The sequence below is a fragment of the Methanococcoides sp. AM1 genome (genome assembly GCF_900774055.1).
Classification (GTDB): Archaea; Halobacteriota; Methanosarcinia; order Methanosarcinales; family Methanosarcinaceae; genus Methanococcoides.
On record NZ_CAAGSW010000002.1, the window covers coordinates 22013 to 45327 of the forward strand.

Consider the following 23315-nt stretch of genomic DNA (forward strand, 5'->3'; position numbering starts at 1 on the left):
ACTATTGCTTGTGGCAGTCTTCGTATAAGCAAAGACATTAAATCTAACATAAACAATTAAGGCTTGATACAATGAGAGAAGAGTGTACAGAATGTGGAGGAAAAGGATATGAAGTTCTCTCCACTGAGAAATGTCCTGAATGTAAAGGCGCGGGAAAATCAAAGTCTGTTAACCTCATGAGCCTTTCCCAAAAGGACGTGAACAGTTTTTTGAAAGATGGTTCAGTTTGCCCGAAATGTGGTGGAAGCGGGGAAGTTGAAGTAAGAAAAACATGCATGGCATGCAATGGCAAAGGTGCCTTCTATAAATGTGATATTTGCGGAAAATCCATCGATGGTCCTATCAATGGAAAGGAAGCTTGCAGTACCTGTGGTAAGGTAGATATCGTTCATGTGCTGGATAATTCCTGCAATCAGGATGAGCTTGAGGTCGGGAAGATGTACCGTGCTACTGTGAACAACCTTGCAAACTTCGGTGTTTTCGTAGATCTGAATTCCAATCTTCGCGGTCTGATACACTCGAGCAATCTTAGTACTCCTCTTGAGGCAGGAGCTACTGTTGTCGTTGAAGTTAAGGAAGTTCGTCGTGATGGTAAGATGGACCTGATCCCAAGGCAGGTCAAGGATTTCAACATCGTGGAAGTTGAAAAGGAAATACCTATCAGGAAGTCCATAGAGCTCGATAAGTTCATTGGTAAACTTATCAAGGTCGAGGGAGAGGTCATACAGGTCAAACAGACCGGCGGTCCTACTATATTTACGATATCTGATGAAGAAGGTCTTATTTCCTGTGCCGCCTTTGAGCGAGCGGGAGAGCGTGCCTATCCGGAGATCGATGCCGATATGATCATAACCGGTACAGGCGAAGTAACATCCCGTGCTGACAGGCTTCAGGTAGAGGTCAAGAGCATGAAACGTCTCACCGGTGCAAAGGAGGAAGCTGTCAAAAAGCGGATCGATGAAGTGCTTGACAAAAGAGCTGAACCTTCAGAGATCGAATTCCTTGTGGAAAGCGAGATCCTTGAAAAGCTCAGGCCTGCAATGCGCCAGGTGACCAAGGAGATCAAGAAGGCTATAATGAGGTCAAAGCCGATCCTTCTGCGCCATCATGCAGATGCTGATGGAATGACCGCAGCAGTAGCCATCGAGAGGGCTATTCTTCCGATGATCAGGGAGATAAACGGACCTGATGCGGAATATCATTATTACAAACGTGCACCATCCAAAGCACCATTCTACGAAATGCCGGATGTTACCAAGGATATATCCTATGCACTCGAAGATGCTGCCAGGCATGGGCAGAAGCTTCCACTGGTTGTTATGGTGGACAATGGTTCCACAGAAGAGGATGTACCAGCCATGAGGCAGGCACAGGTCTATGGCATAGACATGGTTGTCGTGGACCATCACCATCCGGATGAGATCGTTGACCAGTACCTGCTCGGTCATGTCAACCCTGCACATGTTGGCGGGGATTTCGGAATGACCGCCGGAATGCTTGCAACAGAAGTTGCACGTATGATAAATCCTGATGTTACGGATGAGATCAAGCACCTGCCGGCAATTGCTGCAGTTGGTGACCGCTCCGAGGCTGAAGAAGCGGAAGCCTATAAACAACTGGTTGCTGACAAGTATTCGCTTCAGGACCTCAAGGACATTGCACTTGCACTTGACTTTGAAGCATACTGGCTCAAGTTCAGTAGTGGTAAAGGTATTGTGGATGACCTCATGGACCTTGGTGATAAGACCAGGCATAAGAAGATCGTGAATTTGCTCTGTGAACAGGCAAATGCCATGATCGATGAGCAGTTGACCGCATGCATGCCGAACGTCAAATCCCAGGACCTGCCAAACGGTGCAGTCCTGAATGTTCTGGACGTTGAGAACTATGCACATAAGTTCACTTTCCCTGCACCGGGTAAGACCTCAGGCGAAGTTCATGATCGCATGTGCCAGAAACTTGAAGGGCGTCCGGTCATCACTATCGGTTACGGTCCTGATTTTGCTGTGATCCGTTCAAAAGGAGTTCTTATGAACATCCCGCAGATGGTCCGCGAGCTTCATGAGGAGATTGTAGGTGCCGGTGTTAACGGTGGTGGGCACCTTGTGGTTGGAAGTATCAAATTCGTAGAAGGAATGCGTTCTGAGGTACTCTCCAAACTGGTGGAAAAGATCGGTTCTGTGGGAGTGGAGTGAAACCTCTCCCTCATTAATTATTTAAAAAAAATCTAAAATACGTTTTTTAAAGATCAAAAGGGGATCTTCCCCTTTCAGTCTACACGTGTGATCCGTACCAGTGAACTCATGGGAACATTGGCGATCAAATCTGAATTCATCTTATCCAGAATTACAGCTATGGCAACAGGATTCGCACCTACATCGCGAAGCTGTTCCACCACGTCTGTGATAGTAGCACCGGATGAGACTACATCATCCACGATAATGCAATTCTTTCCCCTGACATCGGCGAAGTTCCTGCTAAAGATACCTCTCTGACGACTCTTTTCTTTCTGGTCATCATAATCATGGAAAATAGCGAACTCAAGTCCGAGCTCATCTGCCATTATTGTAGCGATAGGTATTCCACTAAGTCCGATCCCTATCACGAGGTCAGCTATCTCATCTGTCTTCTCCAGTGACTCTGCAACCATATCACAGAGTGCCTGGGATACACACTTGAGTCTGAAAGAACTCTGCCCGATATTGCTCCAGTTCACAGAGATATCCTTTGGTGCAGGAGCAACGACGTCCTTCTTTGAACGTGTCAAAAGCCATGTGACGGTTTCCCGGGATACGTTGAGCTCGTTTGCTATCTGACCTGTGACAAGGCCGTTAGCTTGCAATTCAACTGCTTTCTGGATCATTTCTTCTATATTATTCATATTATCCCAGCTTTAATCTCAATTAGAAATATTGTATTCTCTTTCTTTCACCTTGTTATAGGTCATATCTACGGTTATAGTTTTCTTTTCCTGACCTTTTTCAATGGTGATCCACAAACGGGGCATTCCTCACCTTCATCGAACTTACGTCTGCATGCAGTGCACTTTTTTCCCCACACAAGGACATCACGTATCTTCTTCTGTGCAATTGGCTTGAATTCAATACCAAGGACGGATGCAACGTTCTGTACAGCATAATCATCAGTTAATAGAACTGAGTCATCTTTATATTCAAATGCCTTTGCGAGGATATCTATGTCTGTATCTGAAAGTTCCTCGACGTCACGCGTCTCTTTCGCAAGTGAAACCACCTTTTTCCTGATGTCGGGGTCAGGCTGTTCCACTCGGGCACCTGTTTCACAGGCGATCTCAAATCGCATAAGAGCTTCCTGACTCTTCATTTCATTCCTAACAGTAGGTACTGTTATGAATTGTGAAGGATTGCCATCATAACCATAGATAAAAACTGCGGAGTCCGTAATATAGAATGTCATATTTGTTTAGTCCAGCCTGTGTTCATATTTTGATATTTCTCATCAGGCTTATAACTATGCATCCTCCCCACTTCACTGGGAGGATGGCAATATGATGTCAACTCCGGAACTTCTGACCTCGAATTGCCGGATACCGGTATCGTGTGCACTTCCACGCATTTTGAGTACGGAAATCGTCTTTTCGGTATGTGCTTCTTCTTCTCTCAGCGAAAGCAGGACAGAGGAATCCATTCCATAGTCATTGACATCCCGTATCGTTTCGTTCACATCCGTTCTTTGTGCAAACATTGCTGTGATGCCGTTAGATCTGAATATATCTGCAAGGAGTTTGATATGGTCCTTCGCATCAAAAGGTGTCATCAGGTCGTTGAATACATGAATATCGTCCACAAAAATACGTTTGATTCCCATTTCCTTTATCATTGAACGGAGTTTGATAGCGTGTTCTCCAGCTTCAAGATCGTAAGGGTTGGTGTAAAGGACCTTGACGAGTCCGGATGCAATATGGGTGCTGATGTCATGCCCGATAGACCTCGCATTGTTGATCGTCTGCTTATCGGATTCGACAAAAGACACGATCATGCCTTTTTCACCGGAGCTTGCCCCTTCTGCAATGAACTGGGTTCCGATTGTGGTCTTGCCGGCACCACAGCTTCCGGATATGAGCATTGTGGAACCTTTGAAAATCCCTCCTTCTGTCATATTGTCAAGCCCGGAAACACCTGTTGAAACACGGGTGGTTGAATATGGTATATCAGGTTCAGGCAGTTCCTGTTTGTGGAGTATCACTCCTTCATCTGTTATTGTAAATGGATGTTTGCCGGTCCTGTACCCCTGACCTCTCAGTTTAAGTATCTCAAGATGGCGCACCCGGCGTTTGTTGACTTCATCATCAGAAAGGTAAATGACACCATCGGAAACATGGCTCAGGTCGCTTGTCATAAGTTCTTCTTTTGTGAACTCTCCGGTGGCGATTACCAGGGCGTCCCATTTTTTCATGCGCAGGAACAGGTCATAATAGAACCTGCGTTTCGCTTCCTTATCAAGCGTGCTGCCAATAGCTGTTATAGGGTCAATGACAATTCGATCGGGCTTTATTTTCTCGATGGATTCCTCAAGGTTCCACATGAAAGAATAGATTCCTTTGTCAAGTGTTTCGGTGCCGATAGGTATGTAGTTCATATTACCGGTGGAAAGCAGGGAAATATTGTAAAAACTGAGCTTTGACATGAAGTTGTTGACCATTGCAATAGGCTCGTTCAATGAAGTAACATACATACATACTTCTTTTTTCTCGGAGGCCGTGAAGATCGACTGCATTGCAATTGTGGTCTTGCCAGAACCCGCAGGACCTGCTATCAGTATAGCAGAAGGTTTTGGGAATCCACCTTTCAGGATCTTATCAAGCCCCAATATCTCAGATCGCATCAGATTCATTATAGCACCTACAATATATATTTAAAACAATTTCTGTGACCACTGTATTAAAGGTTATGTTATATACAGGGAATTGACCATGAAGTCCATCTGACTACAACCTTTCTCACTTGACCATAAATGGTTCTGTAATAATTTTTATTTGCGAATTATTTCACATTACATTCTCACTTACATTAACTGTGAATGATACATCTTCTGTTGTTCTTCCATTAGATAGTATCTCTATATTTAGAATATATTCACCTGAAGGTAGATCTGGACTTGTCTTTACAGTAATGTGTGAGGTGTAATTTTCAAAATTTTTGGCTATAAAATTGGAAGGTTCTATATTAACGGTTAAACCTGCTGGTATTGGCAATGCGTCGCTTTTGTCTGTTGTTCTGTGGACATCGTAGGAAATATCTCTAATTCCCATTCCTCCTGTATGGTATGTACAATAAGTTTCCCCGTTTTGTCCAGCTTCCAATGTTATTGACTCATTCTGAAGAGTCAGATATGGCTGATAAAATCCTGAAGCGCCTGGTACAGTTTCTTCACCTTCCACTAAAACTCTTACCCAATCGTTGCTTCTGCTTCGACTTTCACCTTCAAAATTCGCTTGTATATATAATGTGTATTCAGTTCCGGCACCATGGAATGCGAGTTCCGGAGTTGTATTGATTATGAGTTTTGAAGTATAATTATCATGAGGTTGTGCAATATATCCGGAAGGCTCTATACTGACGCTTAAACCATCTGCCATCCCTATATCTTCGGTTTCATACACTTTTTTTACTCGATATATATTATAGCTGACTTCTCCAGGTCCACTATTTCTGGAATAAAGCGTATAATTGGTAACATCTAGCTCCCCGGGCTTTAGACGAATGAAATTTGTATGGAATCCTCCAATAGGAACAGTAATTAATTCTGTTGTTGAAGCCAATTCGTTTTGGAATTCCATATATGAAGTGTTATTTTGAGTTTGATCGGATGTATTTTCAGGAGTTGGCTTGAATTCTTTTGGCTGTAAGGTGTCTTCTGAAAGGTAATTCAATACAAATATTGTACTTGCACATAAAATTACAATTCCTACTATTCTCAAAAGATCTTTTCTTAGCGTGATAACACTCCCAACAATGCATATAAATTTAGATACATATAATATTTCTAAATATAGTCATACAATTTAATTGCTTTGTAAAAGATGAAATTATTAGATTACCTATAAGAAGTACTATTCCGAGTTGTCGTTTGACTATAAACTACATTCTTTGACTGCAGTCAGTCATTTTACTTTAAAGTGGGGGACTTTATGGTCAAGGCCTATATCAGTCGTATCTGAACATGAAATCTAAATATGGAGCTGTTCATAATAGTACTCCTATTAGATCATCAAATGGAACTTGATAGCATGGATATGGAAAAAGCGAAGGACATTATTGTGGATTTTATCGGGAAGAAGCTGGGTGAAGCAGGAATACCCGGAGCAGTTGTTGGAATCAGCGGTGGCATTGATTCAGCACTTGTGGCATATCTTGCTGTTGAATCTCTGGGTGCTGAGAATGTACTGGGTATCCATATGCCGGAGAATACTACTCCCAAATCCGAAGTAAATGATGCAAAAGAGGTTGCGGAGAGACTGGGTATCGACCTCAAGGTGATAAATATCTCTGATATCCTTGGTTCTTACAAGAGTATAATGCCTGACATCTCTGAAGCCACAGCTCCTGTCGACGGGAACCTGAAAGCAAGGATAAGGATGTCTGTACTTTACTACTATGCCAATATGCTTGGCAGGGCTGTGATGGGCACGGGTAACAAGACCGAGATCCTTCTGGGATACTTCACAAAATACGGTGATGGTGGTGTTGACCTTGAACCGATCGGTGACCTGTATAAGACCGAGGTCAGGGAAATGTCAAAAATGCTTGGCCTGCCTGAAAGCATACTCAACAAAGCACCTTCTGCTGGACTCTGGGAAGGTCAGACCGATGAAGATGACCTGGGTGTTCCCTATGAGACCATTGACAAGGTACTGGAACCTATACTTGCAGGTGAAGGGCAGGAACGTGTGAGTACAAGGCTTAGAGTTCCTATGGAAGACATAAGTTCACTGATGAGGCGTTTAAGGGTCAACATGCATAAAAGGGCAACTCCTCCGATAGCTGATCTCGATGAGCTTCGGGAAGACTGAAAACTGAAAGATTACCTTGACGGGAATATGTTCCCGTGTTCTTCCTCTTTTTCTTTCATACAACGCACAAGGGGCATTGCCAGATGTCTGCGTGCACATGGAGGGACCTCATATGTACCGGTCTCAAGGTCTCTTTCCACTTTCACAAGTTCAGCTGAATCTGCAGATGTTCCACACTTCTTGCAGCGATAGCCCTGTCCCTTGCCTGCGGATTTCATATTCTTTCCACATTCCGGACATGAAGGGTTAACAGTCTCGTATTTTTCTGCAAGGGATATTATCTTTATTTTTTCGATGTTCAGCGTATTGTTCTTGACACTACCTGAGAAGATGATCCTGTCTCCTGGGATGAACTTACGGGCAAGTTCCCTGAAGTTCTTGGTAGGCTCATAAGCAGCACAGTCCATCTCATCTCCTGAGTCATCCCGGATGGAAAAAATAGTATGTCCTCCCCGGATCGTCTGTGGATCAGTTGCCACTGTCACTTCGATTGTGTAGGAATGCAGATCCCTGATATCCGCGATCTTTTCTACAGGTATAAGATGAAGGTCTGTTCCCTGGTCTGTCCGGTAGACCATATGACGTTCTACAGGTTCGGAGCTTATCATCTGTGAGGTTCTTGTGACCACATCAATGCTGTTGCCACGGATGCCGAAAAGCACAGGGTCTCCTGCATGCGGTATGCAGACCACAAGGTCGTTAGCACAGTCCACAGTGTCCCACGTATCCGGGTATGTTTCCAGATCTGCTTTTCTTACACTTTCCTCATTGACCTCTCTTGGCGTTCCCCATGCATCCTTTTCCCTGTATGCAAGGTATTCGTAAGTGTGATCCCAGCCGGGATTGAGCATAGCACCACAGGCAGCAAGGGCACCGATAAGGCCTCTTCCATTTTTCAATCCCTTTGATGGCAGGCCAAGTTCTGAAATAAGGTTCTTTGCATCCTCGATTTCCAGTACCTCGCGTACGGCCTGCATGAAGAAGTTCCCGAGTGCTTCCTTTACTCTTCCCTGTTCACCATCGGGTATGAACACGATTCCCGGGTTTGTCATTTCGCTTTGTAGTTCTGCCAGCTCTTCAACCCGTAAGATCACATGTTCCATGACCTTTTCCGGTTCGTTGGTATCAATTTCAAAAGCTGTAGATGCATTTCCACGAGTCTTGTAGGGTATTGTCGGATTGAGGCGTATGAGTATCGGGCTGTCTATGATATCGCCGTACTCTTTCAGCTCATCCATTAGCATTGCACACAGGTATGTAGTGCACATTCCCTCTCTGGAATCGGTATCATCTATAGCTATGATCATGTTCTCTTGTTCCGTGTTCGTTTATATACTAACAAATACCTTTATATAGATGTGCAAACAATGATTTATCGTCATGACTAAGGATATTCTGATACATCAGATCATTGAGGTATTGGAACGCGCTGATTTCACAGTTTCAAATCGATGCAATATCAGGCCTCGGAGCTTTGATCTCGCTGCACGTCAGGATAATACGCTCCTATTCTGTAAGGTCTTATACAACATTGACGGTCTGAACGAAGAAACTGCCCGGGAAATGATAGCTCTGGCAGAGTATCTTGGTGGTTATCCGATACTGGTGGGTGCAAAGACCCGTGACCAGATGCTTGAGGATAGCGTAGTGTATATGAGATACGATATACCTGCGGTGAATGTCCAGACACTTTCTGACTATTTTGTAGAGAGTGTTCCTCCGCTTGTATCCGCAGCACCCGGCGGGCTGTATGTGTCCATAGACGGTGATGTGCTTAAGAATGCAAGAATGGACATCTCAATGTCACTGGGAGCACTTGCATCCGAGCTTGGAGTGTCACGTCGTACTATCAGTAAATATGAAGAAGGGCAGATGGATGCTTCAATTGACATCGTATTACATCTTGAGGAAATACTTGATGTTGCGCTTGCAAAATCCATTGACATCCTGCGCAGCTTTGAGAAAGACCTGGAACCTGCAAGTACCAAGGAAGAAGAGCCAGAGAGGTCCACTCCTCCAAATGACAATATCCTGAACTTTATCTATACACTGGGCTATGATGTCCTTTCAACGAACCAGGCACCATTTAAGGCGGTGTCCAAGGACTATTCCAGTACTTTCCTTACGGGAGTGAGCGAGTACAGCAATGCAATGCTAAAGCGAGCCCACCTCATGAGCAGTATATCGGATGTTATCCAGACACAATCTGTTTTTATTGTGGAAGGTAAGAGCAGGTATGAGTCAGTGGAGAACACTGTGCTTATCGAGAGGGATGAACTTAATTCATTATCCGATGCAGACGACCTTGAAACCCTTATCAATGAGAGGGCAAGGCACAGAAAGGAAAACTGATCGGACGCACTTTTTCATCCTTAAATTGTTTTTTAGTTTTTTCTGAAAAAAACGTGATCCTGAAATTTTCTGCCTATATAATCCCAAAACTCTAATATATAGCAATCTCGTATGGGTGAGCAATGACTCTCAATATTGCAGTTCTTGTCTCTGGACGCGGTTCGAACCTGCAGTCTATCATTGATAATATTGAAAATGGCTATATTCCGGATGCTGCTATCAAAGTTGTTGTCAGTGATAAAGGGGATGCCTACGCACTTGAGAGGGCTAACGATCAAGGTATTGATGCGGTATTCATAGATCCTTCGGCTTTTGGTGGAAAGAAGGGATATGAAAAAGAGGTTCTTAGGACGCTTGCGAAATATGATATACAGCTGGTTCTCCTTGCAGGATATATGCGTATCATTGGCAGGGATGTAATAGAAGCTTATAAGAACCGTATGATGAACATCCATCCCGCACTTTTACCATCCTTCATGGGACTGCATGCACAGAAACAGGCATTTGATTACGGCGTTAAGGTCGCCGGCTGCACAGTGCATTTCGTTGACGAAGGAATGGATACCGGACCGATCATCCTCCAGAGATGTGTTCCCGTGCTTGAGGGGGACACCGAGGACACTCTTGCAGACCGCATCCTGGAACAGGAGCATAAGATCTACCCTGAGGCTGTAAAACTGTTCGCTGAGGACAGATTGAAGGTGGAAGGTAGGATCGTATCTATCTTATAATCAATTGATCAATTTAAAACGATAGCTATCAAAGGAACGATAAACTATGTCTTATATCTCAGATATCGACCCAGAAATTGCCAATGCATTGGAATTGGAGGCAAAGCGCCAGGATTACAAGCTGAACCTTATTGCTTCAGAGAACTACACAAGCCGTGCGGTCATGGAAGCACAGGGCTGCATTATGACCAACAAGTACGCAGAAGGTTACTCCGGAAAGCGCTACTATGGCGGCTGTGAATTCGTTGATATTGCAGAGACCCTTGCTATCGAGAGAGCAAAGGACATCTTCGGTGCAGAACATGTTAACGTCCAGCCACATTCCGGCTCAGGCGCAAATATGGCCGTTTATTTCTCCGTGCTCAAGCCAGGCGACAAGATCATGTCAATGGACCTCTCCCACGGTGGTCATCTCTCCCACGGAAGTCCTGTAAGCTTTTCCGGTCAGCTCTATGACATCGTCCCATACGGTGTTTCTCAGGAGACCGAGATGCTTGACTACGATGCACTTATGGAGATGGCAAAGAAAGAGAAGCCACAGATGATCGTTGTAGGAGCTTCCGCATACTCCAGGACAATCGATTTCAAAGCATTCAGGGACATTGCAGACGAGGTTGGAGCATACCTGCTTGCAGATGTTGCACATATTGCAGGTCTGATCGCTGCCGGTGTTCATCCAAATCCGTTCCCATATGCTGATTTTGTAACAACCACCACACACAAGACCCTTCGGGGTCCAAGGGGCGGAATGGTAATGTGCAAGGAAGAGTACGCAAAGGCGATTAATAAGTCCGTATTCCCGGGAATCCAGGGCGGCCCCCTTATGCACATCATCGCTGCAAAGGCAGTTGCATTCAAGGAAGCACAGGGCGAGGCTTTCAAGAAGGACCAGGAACAGACCATAAAGAATGCAAAGGCACTTTGTGCAGCACTCCAGGAAAGAGGCTTCGATATCGTTTCCGAAGGTACCGACAACCACCTCATGCTTTTGAACCTCAACAAGTACGACATTACCGGAAAGGATGCAGAGGTCGTCATGAGCAAGGCAGGTATTGTGATCAACAAGAACACAATTCCATTCGAGACCAGAGGTCCATTCATCACCAGCGGACTGAGGGCAGGAACCCCTGCTTCAACAACCCGTGGAATGAAGGAAGCTGAGATGGTAGAGATCGCTGACTTCTTCGAGACCATTCTCAACAACAAGGATGACGACAAGGTTCTTGAAGCAGTCAATGCGGATGCACAGGAACTCTGCAGCCGTTTCCCAATATACGAGCACTTGAAATAAACGTAATTAGAAGGTGACCTTTAATGCCTGACGAGGACCAGACCAAGATCATTGATGGAAGAGCTGTCGCAAAGAAAGTGGAAGCAGAGGTTAAGACCGGAGTTGAAAAGCTCAAAAGCGAAAAAGGAATAACTCCCGGGCTGGCCACAATTCTTGTTGGCGATGACCCTGCATCAAAGATGTATGTGAGGTTAAAACACAAAGCATGTGACCGCGTAGGCGTTTATGCAGAGGATCATCCGCTTCCTGAGTCCACGACACAGGAAGAACTTCTTGACCTTATCAGTACACTGAACGCAAGGGAGGATATCCATGGTATTCTCCTGCAGCTTCCGCTTCCCCGACATCTCAATGAGCAGGAAGCAATGAATGCCATTGATCCTGCAAAGGATGCGGATGGTTTCCACCCCTTCAACATGGGCCAGCTTCTCATTGGCATCGAGGAACTTGTGCCATGCACTCCAAAGGGTGTCATTCGTGCACTTGAGGAATACAACATTGACATACAGGGCAAGCATGCGGTGATCGTTGGTCACAGCAACGTCGTGGGAAAGCCCATGGCAGCAATGCTTGTGAACAGGAACGCTACTGTTTCTGTGTGCCATGTGTTCACTGAGGATACCTCAAAGTTCACGAAAGAAGCAGACATCCTTGTGGTTGCCACAGGTGTGAAACATCTCATCAAGGAAGACATGGTAAAGGAAGGCGCTGTGATCTTTGATGTTGGTATCACGGAAGAGAACGGTAAGGTCTACGGAGACGTTGACTTTGAGAATGTCATCAAGAAAGCTGCTCTGGTAACTCCGGTTCCAGGCGGAGTTGGTCCTGTGACCATTTCCATACTCATGCAGCATGTCCTGATGGCAGCACAGAAGACTGCTTAAAGGCAGTCTGCACTTTTTCTTTTCAATCGTATTATATTTAATTAATGAAAACTCATAATCACTGGTTATACAATGGTTGTTGACGTTGACATATGTGGCTTGAAAGTTGGTGATGAGCACCCTGTACGCTTAATGGGTGTTATAAACCTGAGCCGTGAATCTTTTTACAAGGGGTCTGTGGTCGACGCAGATTCCGTTCTTGATGTTGCTTACAAGATGGTTGGCGATGGAGCTACTATCATTGACCTTGGTGCCCGTTCAACCTGGCCGCTGGCCGATCCTATCACAAAGCAGGAGGAATGCAACCGCCTTTTGCCTGCACTGGAGATCCTTAAGGACAATCTGGATGCTGTTATCTCCGTGGACACTGTGTTCTCGGACATTGCGGAGAAGGCGCTGGAAAAAGGTGCTGACGTTGTCAACGATGTTGCAGGATTTGCAACAGATGGCGGCATGCTGGACGTGGTTGCTGACCACGGCTGTCCGGCAGTTGTGATGGCAGCGGGAAAACTGCCAGGCGATCCGTTAGGTATGGATGCCATTATGCGTTCCCTTGACGACATCCTCGTGCGTTCAGAAGAACGTGGAATTGATACTGACCAGCTTATTCTGGACCCCGCCATCGGTAAATGGGTGCCGGAAAAACTTCCTATGTATGACCTTGAGACCATCGACCAGTTCGAGCGTCTGAAAGTATTCGAAAAACCGCTCCTTGCAGCCATCTCCCGCAAGTCGTTCATCGGTGACCTGCTCAATAAACCCGCAACTGAGCGCCTGTACGGCAGTCTGGCAGCAGCAGCGATCGTTGTCCAGAAGGGTGCACACATAATCCGCACTCACGACGTGGCAGAGACACTCGATGTGGTGCAGATCGCAGGCGCCATACGCAGCAGGCAGCCGGTGGTTGAGGAAAACGGCTTCGAGGTCAGTGTGCTGGACATCGCAAATCCCGACGATGCAGCTCTTGCAATGCGAAACATCGGTGTTACCGGTACGGGTTCCATTATCATGAAAGGCAAGACCGTGAATCGTGTACTGCGCATCAGTAACATCACCACAACCGAGGCCCTAATCATAAAGCAGGAGATCCTGGCACGCGGCGGGGATGCAGCGCTTGAACGTGATGCTGTCTCCCATGAGACCGAGAAGACCGATGTCATTGTAATGGGTACATTGCTCCAGGTCAGGAAACTTGCCGATAAGCTCGAATGCCAGGCAAGGAACCTTCCGTTGATATCAAAGATGATCAAAGACGCACTGAAACAGGAATCTGATGTGGAATACTGCTATCTGAGGTAATCATGATAATTTCATCTTCCAAACCCTTTAGCGAGGTCCTTGACATGCTGATGGACAAAGAGTCCGTTTTTATTGTAGGTTGCAGTGTATGCGCTGCCAAGCAGCATGTGGGTGGGGAGCCGGAGGTAGAGGAGATGAAATCCAATCTTAAGGACGCCGGAGTGAACGTGATCGGTGGAATCGTTGCAAAAGCAGCATGTAGTGTTCGCTCACTTGAATACCTTGAGGAACTTGCACCTAAAATAAAGGATGCTGATGCAGTGCTGGTCATGGCATGTGGAAGTGGTACTTCCAACATTGCACGCTTTGTTGATGTTGATGTCTATCCTGCCAACAACACCGAATCCCTGGGTGCTATGACAGGGGATAAGGTCATACATCATTTATGTGCCATGTGCGGGCAATGCACGATCGCCGAGTTCGGCGGTGTCTGTCCCACAGCCCAGTGTCCCAAGGAATTGCTTAATGGTCCCTGTGGTGGTTCCATGGACGGCAAGTGCGAAGTTGATCCTGAGAAGGATTGTGCCTGGGAACTTATTTACGAGCGTCTTGAGAGGATCGGCCGGCTGGATCTGCTGGATGAGGTCCGGGATGCGAAGGATCGTTTGGTGAAGTGAGTTTTTTCCCGGTCTTTCTGTAATTGAAAATGCTTTTTTGTTGGTCGGCTTCAAAGCCGGATGTCGGGCAGGTCTGCTGATTTCTACCATGTTTTCCTGTAAGAAATAAAGTCTAATTTTTGTGACCATATCGTCGAACTCAAAGAAAACAGTTTGATGGAATGGATAGAAAACATTTATACTGCTTCTCACCTAGGACATAATAAAACATCGTAAAGATGATTCAATAGTATCGCTAAATTATTTGGCGTATGCGATTCTAAATTTGTCGAATAATTCCAATATATTACTGATTGCCGGAGACCATGAAATGCTAAAGAGAAAAGAAATTGGTAAAATTTTGATACTTGTATTATTAGTTTCCATGTTATCAGTAGCTTTTGCAAGTGCTGCTGCTGACAAATTAAATGATTCTGAAAATACCGGTGAGATCGCCGATTCAAACATCTCTCATTCCTATTTTGAAGAATGTAAGATTCATCCACTGTTCATAGCCAGCAGGGGAAATTTTCCCGAAACAACTGATCTGGAATGGGAAAAGTCGGTTACCAGATGCTATGATTCCATAACTAAAATGGGTCCCTCATATACAATTGACAGTTCTATAAAAGGCATCTTTTGCGCCGATGAATTGCTGGAAGTGCATCTGGGTTCTGCTTATAAGGGAAAAATGAATGAGTCAAAAATTGATGAAATCTACAGGAAAATAAATAAACAATGTGAGCAGGAAGAGGGAATCAGCGACATACCCGTGGTCTTTATGTGGGCACAGGATGAGGAAGATATGCCCCTTCCAGATTATGGTCCGGAGATCTTTGAAGAAGCTAAAAGCGGTTCATCATTTATAGCTGCCTACGGGACAATGCCCATAATTAAGGAGAAGAGTGAAAAATTAAGATGGACGGATCTGCTTGGTCATACCAAGGATAGGGAACTTGACCCATTTTTTGCTGAATTTGGTGGTCCCGTAGTAAGTTATGGAGTCAGTATTAATGGATATCTAAGTGTGGGCATGAATTCTGATACGCCTGAAAAAGTAAATGAGTCAGTAATTAATGAAATATATCAGACAATCAATAAACATTTTGAACAGGAAGCGAGTATGGAAGAAGTTCCGGTACTATTTGAATGGGGGAGATCCACTATTCCGACAGATGCTGTTTGTCAGCCCCCCATTCAATTTGATGAAAACCAAACTTCAAAAGACGAAAAGTCAACTCCTGGATTTGGCCTAATTCTGATGATTGTTGGTATTATAGGCGCTGCTCTCTTTGCGAAAAGACATGAATAAAACCCGACATTCAGTCACATATACACAAGGCCACGATTTCATGAAAAGCTCTATGCACAAAAATTACCGTTATCAGTGATACAAAATGATAATCTCATCTTCCAAACCCTTTAGCGAGATCTTTGACATGCTTGCAGACAAGGAATCCGTCTTTATCGTAGGTTGCTGCGTATGCGCCGCCAAGCAGCATGTGGGAGGGGAGCCTGAGGTCGTGGAGATGACATCCAATCTTAAGGACGCCGGAATAAACGTGATCGGTGGAATAGTTGCAAAGGCAGCATGCAGTGTTCGCTCATGTGAAGCCCTTGAGGAGCTTGCACCGAAAATAAAGGATGCCGACGCAGTGCTTGTCATGGCATGCGGAAGCGGTACTTCCAACATCGCACGCTTTGTGGACGTTGATGTCTATCCTGCCAACAACACCGATTCCCTGGGCGCCATGGCAGGGGATAAGGTCATCCATCATCTCTGTGCCATGTGCGGCCAATGCACCATCGCCCAGTTCGGTGGCGTGTGTCCCACAGCCCAGTGTCCCAAGGAATTGCTTAACGGTCCCTGCGGTGGTTCCATGGACGGCAAGTGTGAAGTTGATCCTGAGAAGGATTGTGCCTGGGAGCTGATCTACGAGCGCCTTGAGAGGATCGGCCGGCTGGATCTGCTGGATGAGGTTCGGGACGCGAAGGATAGGCTGGTGAAGTGAGTTCTGTTTTTGGCATGGCTTGTAACCTACGATTTTGATGCAAGATTACTGCTTCTCCCACACATTTTAAATATTATTGATCACCTCTCTAATTTGTTTCAACCAGATTATGGAGGATTCTATATCGATTATATCCTGAAAGAAGAATTGTGGCGCACAATAGCAGTGCTCTCTCTCTTTTTTGGCATTGGTGGTGATAGATGAAGCCGGACTTATTTCAATAAGTGCTTTATCAATCTTCATTCTGGCTTTCTTTGTTACGTTTGTCCACGTTTCATTCATGGTCTGGTACAGGAGAAAAGAAGGGCTGGCATCATCTAATATTACGTTGATACTGGACTATATGTTAAGTTCAAGGTCAAATGATAAGTGAATTAAAATTCGGTTTAAGGTCAATCTGATCTTGCTTTTGGGGAATTTTTTAGATAAACTGCAGGTTTTGGTAAAATGTATGAGCTATCTTCTAAAAAATTAATTGCCATAACAATAGGCCTGATCATTATCTTCAGTCTGATATCTTCTTTGGTTACTTTACCTGCGGAACCTTATCACTCAAGTAATGAGTTCAAGTTTTCAGAATTGTTTAACACTTCTTTTCATAAATATCCGGTTCCTTTGAGTAGCTACTCTGCTTCAAACGGCTATATCGATTCGGTCATTGATTCCACATCTCTTCGTATTGATCCTCAAAATGTAATTGGTTTAAGCGAGTTTGAAGAAGCAAATATTATACTTATTGGATCAGGGGGAAACATCACTGAAATAATAGCTGATGACAGAGCCAATGTTCTGGAAATAAATACCCTTGAGATGAAACCACTTGGCTCAAGAGAATTTTCGGCTACCGGAAAGCTAATGGAGAGCACAGTAATAGAATTATATGAACTTGAAATTCCCCTGCCCGATCCAAATAATTCCTCCTCTCTCACTGTAAGTGCCCTTGAGATATCCCATGAAAGCTGGGAAGACCAGATTGGTTGCAAAGGTGGCAAGAATAAAGATGTTCACATTGAAGGACTGTTTTTCATTGATAGTTCCGACAATGTGCTTGTTGCGGGAAATTCAGAGGTGCTTACAAATTGCACTCTGTTGTCAGTTACTGAAACTAAAGAACAGTTACAAAGTGGCAAGATTTTTGGCGAATTTTATAATTCAGTTAAGTGGGAAAGTAAAGGTCTGTTCATAAGTTCTGAATCAAGAAGGGAACCACATATTGTAGTTGATAAATTTATCACCATTACAACCTGGGTTGCAGAAGATTCATGGCTCAGTCTGGGTATATTCTGAATTGCACATCTTATGGACATGTTAATGCTGTTCTTAGGATACCCCTCTTGTTTGAGCATCTTTTTTGGCTAACTAATTAAAAAGAATGTAAAAATTGTTGATCGTGAAGTACAAAGGCACCAATAAAAAACAATTTGATGGAATGGATATAAAATATTTATACTGCTTGTCACTTAGGACATAATGCGACATTGCAAAGACGTTGTGATATTTGGAAAATCCTGATGGAACAACCAATTCAAATGCCAGGGTATAATCTCAGATTTTATTGTTTACTCCTATAGGTACGTCTTTGTTTCCGGATCAATGGGTTCAAGAGGTTATTGCATGAAAATAAAGCTATTTCTGGGATTGCTGTTTGTGATCGGCATGATCGGGTCCGGATTGGCAATTGAAGAAAATGCAGAACAAAGTTGTGTGATTATTGAAGAACAGCCTCAGGAAGGAATAGTTAGAACACCGGATGAAGTAATGGCAATTTTTGGTAATATTACGTGGGATTATCAAATACCCGATGAAGTACCGGCTGATGGGATGGTGCGTTCACATGAAGGCACAAAATATGTGTATATGGTACGTAATTTTTCAGCTTCGATTTCGCTAACAGAACTAAATGAAGCAAGAAACGATGTGATCAATAGCTATTATGCGAATACGTCGGAGAATGGAGCTTCATATTGTTCTATAATGTATTCAGTACCTCTGGTTCCGGAAGGAGGACGCATTGTAGCGTACTGTTTTAGAATTAATGATGACGGGATAACAAGTCACTATGTGGGAATTGCCGGTGACGAATGTTCGGTATCCAGAATTCATGATAAGGCAGAAATATGGTACAACAATGAAGTTCTGGAGCTGGAAAAAGCAGAAGCAAATGCAATTGTTGAAGATGAACCCATTTCCAATAGCTCAGCTCAGGTTTCATCTGAAAGCTACACAATGTCCGAGGATAAGCTCGAGATTGCAAATAAGTTGTATGGTACTGACATTACCTATGGCGAATACATAAAACAGGTTTTCCCTGAAGCATACAAGGAATTTCCTTCACCTTCTGAAGAAAAACTCTATAATATGGATATGCTATGGCCGATATTTCCCAGGGGGATCATATTAGTTATCTGTGTTCTTGTTTTGGCGTTTTTCATGGTGAAAATAATGGAAAAACTGGATTAATCAGGGTGAAATAACAGGGTTAAATAACAGGGTTAAACAGTAAACGGAAGAGAATAAGATGATAATAACTCAGGCATTGATCATATTGGCAGAGACAAAGCTTCAATTAAGGTCTTTGTGATAGCATGGAAAGAAACAAAGTAATAGCATCGCTAATTCAAGTCTCTCTTTTTTTTGTAGGAATATATATGGTGCCCCGCTATGTATTGGATGATCTTGCCGGATCGTTAGTAGTTTCAAGTTTTGCTTTTCTGTGTGGGACACTCTACGAGTATGCAGGAATATATCGGAGAACGGGGAAAATACAATGAGTACAAAAAATCTTGGTATTTTCTTCAATTTGTTCATTATAGTAGCTCTAGCGACTGCATTTTACAATGCTTATCAGGGATGGTATTACGATAATTCCAGTCAGTTGCTGTTGTCTATTTCCTTGCTATTTTCGTTGTTAGCAGCTTCAATCAAAGAGACCATTAAAAGAAATACGGCTTAATGAGGCAAATGATGGGGATTTTGTTCAGTATTTGATTTTTTTCTTGCAAATGTAGAAATGTGATTTTAATAAAAGGTGATAATATGCTTCCTTCATACCTGCTTTTCATTATTGGATTACTAGCTCCAATTGCAGCCATATTATGTGGCTTAGCGTTAAAGAACAAGTATTTGAGTTCTGCAGTAGGTGTCGCAGGTCCGATTGTGCTTTATTATTCCATTTACATTTCTTCAGGAGCCTCATACAGGGTAGATGCTGTATATTATTTTGGAGTTCTGGTAATGTTAGGAGGCTTGACCGGATATCTGGCATCAATTAAAAAAGTGGAATATAACCTGATTGCAATCTGCTCATGTCTTTTCTACCTGATATTTTACTTTAGAGGATTTGCTTAATCGGACACGCTGCTAAAAAATTAATATGATGAGTTCTGTTTGTTATACGGTGTTGTAATATGGATCTAAAAACAATGAACACCCTGTCCCGCATTATTGCCATCACTGCAGTTGTTGTAGCATTCTATAACGCTTATCTTTTATGGGCAAAAGATGAGTTCAGTCAGCTCCTTTTCTGGGCAACTATAGTTCTTCTTCTTCTCTCCTCGATCATCCTGGAATTTATCAAAAGGAAAAGTTGAACCCGAACTTCCCTCACTGTCTCGATGCATTTAAAAACCAAACCTACGTATTTACCCCACGATGCTATCAACTTTCAACGATGCGCTCAATTCAGGCCGCTTCATCGTGACCGCAGAGGTGGCACCTCCGAAGGGTACTGATATCTCGGCGGTACTTGAGGATGCAGACCTTATCAGGGGATGGGTGGATGCTATCAATATCACGGATAACCAGCGTGCTGTAATGCGCATGAGTCCGGTAGCCGTAGGCAAATTACTGATGGATGCCGGGCATGAGGTTATAGTGCAGTTCACCTGCCGTGATCGCAATCGTCTGGCATTGCAGTCTGATGTACTGGCGGCATCTGTCCTTGGGATAAGGAATCTCTGTGTTATGACAGGGGATTATCCCACCAAAGGCGACCATGTGGGTGCAAAGCCGGTGTATGATCTTGATTCTGTGCAGCTTCTCTCAGTTATCACCAGGATGATGGGCGGACATGACATGGTAGGCAATGAGCTTGCAGGCACTCCGTCATTTACCGTGGGTGCGGTCTCCAATACGGATGCCACACGCAGGATGCAGATGATAAAGCTTCAGAAGAAAATCGATGCAGGTGCACAGTTCATACAGACACAGGCGGTCTATGACGTAGAAGGTTTTGGTGAGTTCGTGGAATCGTTCTCCCATCCTGATGTGCCGGTAATAGCAGGGATAATCCCGCTGCGTTCGGCAGGAATGGCACATTTTATGAATGCCAACATTCCTGGGATAAGGGTTGGGGATGAACTGATATCCCGCATGGAAAGTGCTGAAGACCCTGTTCAGGAAGGGCTCGAGATAGCCGCAGAGAGCATCCGTGAACTCCGGAAGATGTGCAGGGGTGTCCATCTGATGCCTATCGGGGGCAATTCCAATACACCTAAACTGCTTGAAATGGCAGGAATTTCCTCTTTACAATAATTTATAAAAACGATATTTAAGAGTAGAATAACATGAGATCCACACAGGTAGAATACGCAAAGAACGGCACGCTGACTCCGGAAATGGAACATGTGGCTAAAGTTGAGTCCCTCGATGAGGAAACTGTACTCTCACGGGTTGCTGACGGAAGTCTTGTTGTGATGGTACGTGAAGGCTGTCCTCCTGTTGCGATCGGCAAAGGCGCGACTACGAAGATCAACGTTAACCTCGGGACATCTTCTGCAAGCATTGATCCCGAAGCAGAGCTGGAAAAGGTCAAGATTGCAGAGAAATATGGTGCGGATACCATCACAGACCTCTCAATGGGTGGCGATATCTCTGCTATCAGGAAGATGGTCTTTGACAACACAACCCTGCCAATTACCACTGTACCGGTCTACCAGGCAGTGGTGGAATGCGGGATGAAAGATGTTACCGGCGATGATGTTATCTCCTACCTCAGGAAGCAGGTGGATGAAGGTGTAAGCTCTGTTGTGGTTCATTGTGTGGAAAAGCAGATGCTTGAGAAATTAAAAGGCACAGGTCGTATCATGGGAATGGTCTCAAAGGGCGGTTCCTTTACCAGTGTACTGATGCTCAAGGATGGCTGCGAGAATCCTTATCTTGAGAATTTCGATGAAGTTCTTTCAATATTGAAAAAGAACGATGTTGTCCTCTCCCTCGGGAACACCATGCGAAGTGGCTGTGTCCATGACCTCTGTGATAGCCCGCAGATGATGGAGATCGAGAGAAACGCAAGGCTTGCAAAGCAGGCAAATGAAGCCGGTGTGCAGGTAATTATCGAGGGCATGGGGGGGCATGTTCAGGCAAATGACATTCCTGAGCACATCAAGGCACATCGTTCCCTTTCTAACTTCCCGCTCTTTGTGGCCGGTCCGCTGCCAACGGATGTTGGTATGGGATATGACCACATCTCCGGTGCGGTTGGTGCAAGCATTGCCAGCGGAAATGGTGCTGATTATCTCTGCTACATCACTCCTGCCGAACACCTTTCCCTTCCGACACCTGAACAGGTCCGGGAAGGACTCATCGCTTTCAGGATCGCAGCACATATTGGTGATTCAATGAAATACGGTCTGGATGAGAGGGACAAGCTCCTTGCTGACAGGCGTGCAAAGTTCGACTGGGATGGGCAGATGGAACTTGCTCTTGACCCTGATAAACCAAAAGGGATGTGCCCGCAGACAGGTCCCTGTTCCATGTGCGGTGAATACTGCGCTATCAAGATAATGTCCGATTATTTATCCGGCGGTGCATGAATTGAGTTCTGAACTTCCTTGTATGCAGGTCATTGGTATACGCACTCCCCTGATTAAACCGGGGGATAATATCGTAGAAGTGCTAATCTCTTCCCTCAATGAAAATGAGATATTCCTGCAGGACGGGGATGTGCTGGTGCTGGCAGAGTCTGCAGTGGCCACATCAGAAGGCAGGATGGTAGATCTTTCCACGGTCGTCCCGGGAAAAGAAGCAGAGGAACTTGCACACAAGTACTGTGTGGATTCCAGGGAAATGGAGCTTGTTCTCTGTGAATGCGATGAGATCATCGGCGGTGTACCGGGAGCAGCTCTTACGATCACAAAGGGAACCCTTTCCCCGAATGCCGGTATAGACGGTTCCAACGCACCTGAGGGTCATGTGGTCCTCCTGCCTGAGAACGCACAAAAAAGTGCAGCCAGGATCCGTGCCGGCATGGAGGAGTTCTGCTGCTGTCATCTCGGGGTAATAATCGGGGACAGCAGGACACAGCCTTTGCGCCTTGGGTGCGTGGGTGTGGCACTGGGGACATCAGGCATCGTTCCTGTGGAGGATGCAAGAGGTTCAAAGGACCTTTTCGGTAAGACCCTTCACATAACTCGCAAGGCGGTTGCGGATAATCTGGTCTCTGCTTCCCAGTTGTTGATGGGTGAAGCAGATGAATGCATCCCGTGCGTTCTGATACGTGGTGCACCTGTGAAGATGGTAAAGGGGTCGGAAGAAATGCCACTTTTCACTCCTGAGGAGTGTATGTATTACAGCAATATCAAACGTAAATAAGTCGATTGATGTTATTTTTTACATCTGGAGCACTAATTGATGTTTTCTTATTTATTGCCGTAGACCAAAATTATTTATAGAATAACGACATGGTTTTGTGTGAAGCATACAATACCCTTTTTACTTTTACAAAACCAAAGGTGATTATCAATGAGCAATGTAGTAGTAATGGACTTTACCGCAACATGGTGCGGACCTTGCCAGATGCAGAAACCGATCCTTGAAGAGCTTGAAGGCGAGATGGGCGACAAGGTAGAATTCAAGATGGTGGATGTTGACCAGAACAATGCCCTTGCAGGCAAATATGGGATCAGTGCAGTTCCTACTCTTATCATTGAGAAGGACGGAGCTGAGGTCAAACGTTTCACCGGTGTGACAAGTGTCGATGTACTTCGCTCAGAGCTTGGCAAGCTCGTATGAGCTTTTCCTTTTCTTTCATTAATTCATTTCTCTTTTCCCTTCATTTTTATTCTTTTTAAGTTCTTCATTCTGACAACATGTAAATACC

Annotated in this window: 23 protein-coding genes; 18 read left to right on the forward strand and 5 right to left on the reverse strand. The window is 44.6% G+C overall.

All coding sequences use genetic code 11. The features are described from left to right. The first annotated feature begins 71 nt into the window (after positions 1–71). Positions 72–2195 carry a DHH family phosphoesterase gene (locus E7X57_RS02790; protein ID WP_135610354.1) on the forward strand — a complete coding sequence of 708 codons (2124 nt, stop codon included), beginning with the start codon at positions 72–74 and terminating at the stop codon, positions 2193–2195. Positions 2196–2269: 74 nt separating this feature from the next. Here the strand turns inward: E7X57_RS02790 and E7X57_RS02795 are convergent, their stop codons facing one another. The 4 genes from E7X57_RS02795 to E7X57_RS02810 all read right to left on the reverse strand — a co-directional run bounded on the left by E7X57_RS02795 (position 2270) and on the right by E7X57_RS02810 (position 5959). Further along, positions 2270–2881, reverse strand: coding sequence for an orotate phosphoribosyltransferase-like protein (locus tag E7X57_RS02795; RefSeq protein ID WP_135610356.1), 612 nt, complete (start codon positions 2879–2881; stop codon positions 2270–2272). Between the two features lie 74 nt (positions 2882–2955). Beyond that, entirely contained in the window at positions 2956–3435 is a 480-nt protein-coding gene (locus E7X57_RS02800) for an NOB1 family endonuclease (RefSeq protein WP_135610358.1), read from the reverse strand. Between the two features lie 72 nt (positions 3436–3507). After that, positions 3508–4872 (reverse strand): ATPase domain-containing protein, encoded by a 1365-nt coding sequence (locus E7X57_RS02805; RefSeq protein WP_135610360.1) that lies wholly within the window; start codon positions 4870–4872, stop codon positions 3508–3510. 154 nt (positions 4873–5026) lie between these two features. Then, positions 5027–5959, reverse strand: a complete 933-nt coding sequence (locus tag E7X57_RS02810; RefSeq protein WP_135610363.1) for a hypothetical protein — start codon at positions 5957–5959, stop codon at positions 5027–5029. 294 nt (positions 5960–6253) lie between these two features. On the opposite strand from E7X57_RS02810, the gene E7X57_RS02815 reads away from it, so the two are divergent. After that, a complete protein-coding gene (locus E7X57_RS02815; RefSeq protein WP_135611197.1) occupies positions 6254–7051 on the forward strand; it encodes an NAD+ synthase in 798 nt (265 codons plus the stop codon). Positions 7052–7062: 11 nt separating this feature from the next. On the opposite strand, the gene E7X57_RS02820 is transcribed toward E7X57_RS02815, so the two are convergent. Further along, complete coding sequence (locus E7X57_RS02820; RefSeq protein WP_135610365.1) at positions 7063–8358, reverse strand: tRNA(Ile)(2)-agmatinylcytidine synthase; 1296 nt, start codon at positions 8356–8358, stop codon at positions 7063–7065. Between the two features lie 73 nt (positions 8359–8431). On the opposite strand from E7X57_RS02820, the gene E7X57_RS02825 reads away from it, so the two are divergent. The 16 genes from E7X57_RS02825 (at position 8432) to E7X57_RS02900 (ending at position 23227) form a co-directional block, all read left to right on the forward strand. After that, a complete protein-coding gene (locus E7X57_RS02825; protein WP_135610367.1) occupies positions 8432–9403 on the forward strand; it encodes a transcriptional regulator in 972 nt (323 codons plus the stop codon). A gap of 122 nt (positions 9404–9525) precedes the next feature. Then, positions 9526–10134: a phosphoribosylglycinamide formyltransferase gene (gene purN / locus E7X57_RS02830; protein WP_135610369.1), complete on the forward strand. Its 609-nt coding sequence runs from the start codon at positions 9526–9528 to the stop codon at positions 10132–10134. A 46-nt stretch (positions 10135–10180) separates the two neighbouring features. Beyond that, complete coding sequence (glyA, locus tag E7X57_RS02835; RefSeq protein WP_135610371.1) at positions 10181–11425, forward strand: serine hydroxymethyltransferase; 1245 nt, start codon at positions 10181–10183, stop codon at positions 11423–11425. 23 nt (positions 11426–11448) lie between these two features. Beyond that, positions 11449–12309, forward strand: coding sequence for a bifunctional methylenetetrahydrofolate dehydrogenase/methenyltetrahydrofolate cyclohydrolase (locus E7X57_RS02840; RefSeq protein ID WP_135610373.1), 861 nt, complete (start codon positions 11449–11451; stop codon positions 12307–12309). A gap of 72 nt (positions 12310–12381) precedes the next feature. Beyond that, positions 12382–13608 (forward strand): dihydropteroate synthase, encoded by a 1227-nt coding sequence (gene folP / locus E7X57_RS02845; protein WP_135610376.1) that lies wholly within the window; start codon positions 12382–12384, stop codon positions 13606–13608. A 2-nt stretch (positions 13609–13610) separates the two neighbouring features. Further along, positions 13611–14225, forward strand: a complete 615-nt coding sequence (locus E7X57_RS02850) for a methylenetetrahydrofolate reductase C-terminal domain-containing protein (RefSeq protein WP_135610378.1) — start codon at positions 13611–13613, stop codon at positions 14223–14225. A gap of 310 nt (positions 14226–14535) precedes the next feature. Then, positions 14536–15516 (forward strand): PGF-CTERM sorting domain-containing protein, encoded by a 981-nt coding sequence (locus E7X57_RS02855; protein ID WP_135610380.1) that lies wholly within the window; start codon positions 14536–14538, stop codon positions 15514–15516. Positions 15517–15601: 85 nt separating this feature from the next. Continuing rightward, positions 15602–16216 carry a methylenetetrahydrofolate reductase C-terminal domain-containing protein gene (locus E7X57_RS02860; RefSeq protein ID WP_135610382.1) on the forward strand — a complete coding sequence of 205 codons (615 nt, stop codon included), beginning with the start codon at positions 15602–15604 and terminating at the stop codon, positions 16214–16216. Positions 16217–16663: 447 nt separating this feature from the next. Beyond that, positions 16664–17503: a hypothetical protein gene (locus E7X57_RS02865; protein WP_135610384.1), complete on the forward strand. Its 840-nt coding sequence runs from the start codon at positions 16664–16666 to the stop codon at positions 17501–17503. 327 nt (positions 17504–17830) lie between these two features. Then, complete coding sequence (locus E7X57_RS02870; RefSeq protein ID WP_135610386.1) at positions 17831–18676, forward strand: hypothetical protein; 846 nt, start codon at positions 17831–17833, stop codon at positions 18674–18676. A 576-nt stretch (positions 18677–19252) separates the two neighbouring features. Beyond that, a complete protein-coding gene (locus tag E7X57_RS02875; protein WP_135603653.1) occupies positions 19253–19564 on the forward strand; it encodes a hypothetical protein in 312 nt (103 codons plus the stop codon). A gap of 59 nt (positions 19565–19623) precedes the next feature. Further along, on the forward strand, positions 19624–19806 hold the full coding sequence (locus E7X57_RS02880; protein WP_135610388.1) for a hypothetical protein: 183 nt from the start codon (positions 19624–19626) through the stop codon (positions 19804–19806). A gap of 61 nt (positions 19807–19867) precedes the next feature. Continuing rightward, positions 19868–20749: a methylenetetrahydrofolate reductase gene (locus E7X57_RS02885; protein WP_135610390.1), complete on the forward strand. Its 882-nt coding sequence runs from the start codon at positions 19868–19870 to the stop codon at positions 20747–20749. Between the two features lie 32 nt (positions 20750–20781). Further along, the gene (thiC, locus tag E7X57_RS02890; RefSeq protein ID WP_135610393.1) at positions 20782–22029 is read left to right on the forward strand and encodes a phosphomethylpyrimidine synthase ThiC; all 1248 of its coding nucleotides are present in this window, start codon (positions 20782–20784) and stop codon (positions 22027–22029) included. Positions 22030–22051: 22 nt separating this feature from the next. Beyond that, a complete protein-coding gene (gene cofE, locus E7X57_RS02895) occupies positions 22052–22807 on the forward strand; it encodes a coenzyme F420-0:L-glutamate ligase (protein WP_135611199.1) in 756 nt (251 codons plus the stop codon). 150 nt (positions 22808–22957) lie between these two features. Continuing rightward, positions 22958–23227 carry a co-chaperone YbbN gene (locus E7X57_RS02900; protein ID WP_135610394.1) on the forward strand — a complete coding sequence of 90 codons (270 nt, stop codon included), beginning with the start codon at positions 22958–22960 and terminating at the stop codon, positions 23225–23227. Positions 23228–23315: the final 88 nt, after the last annotated feature.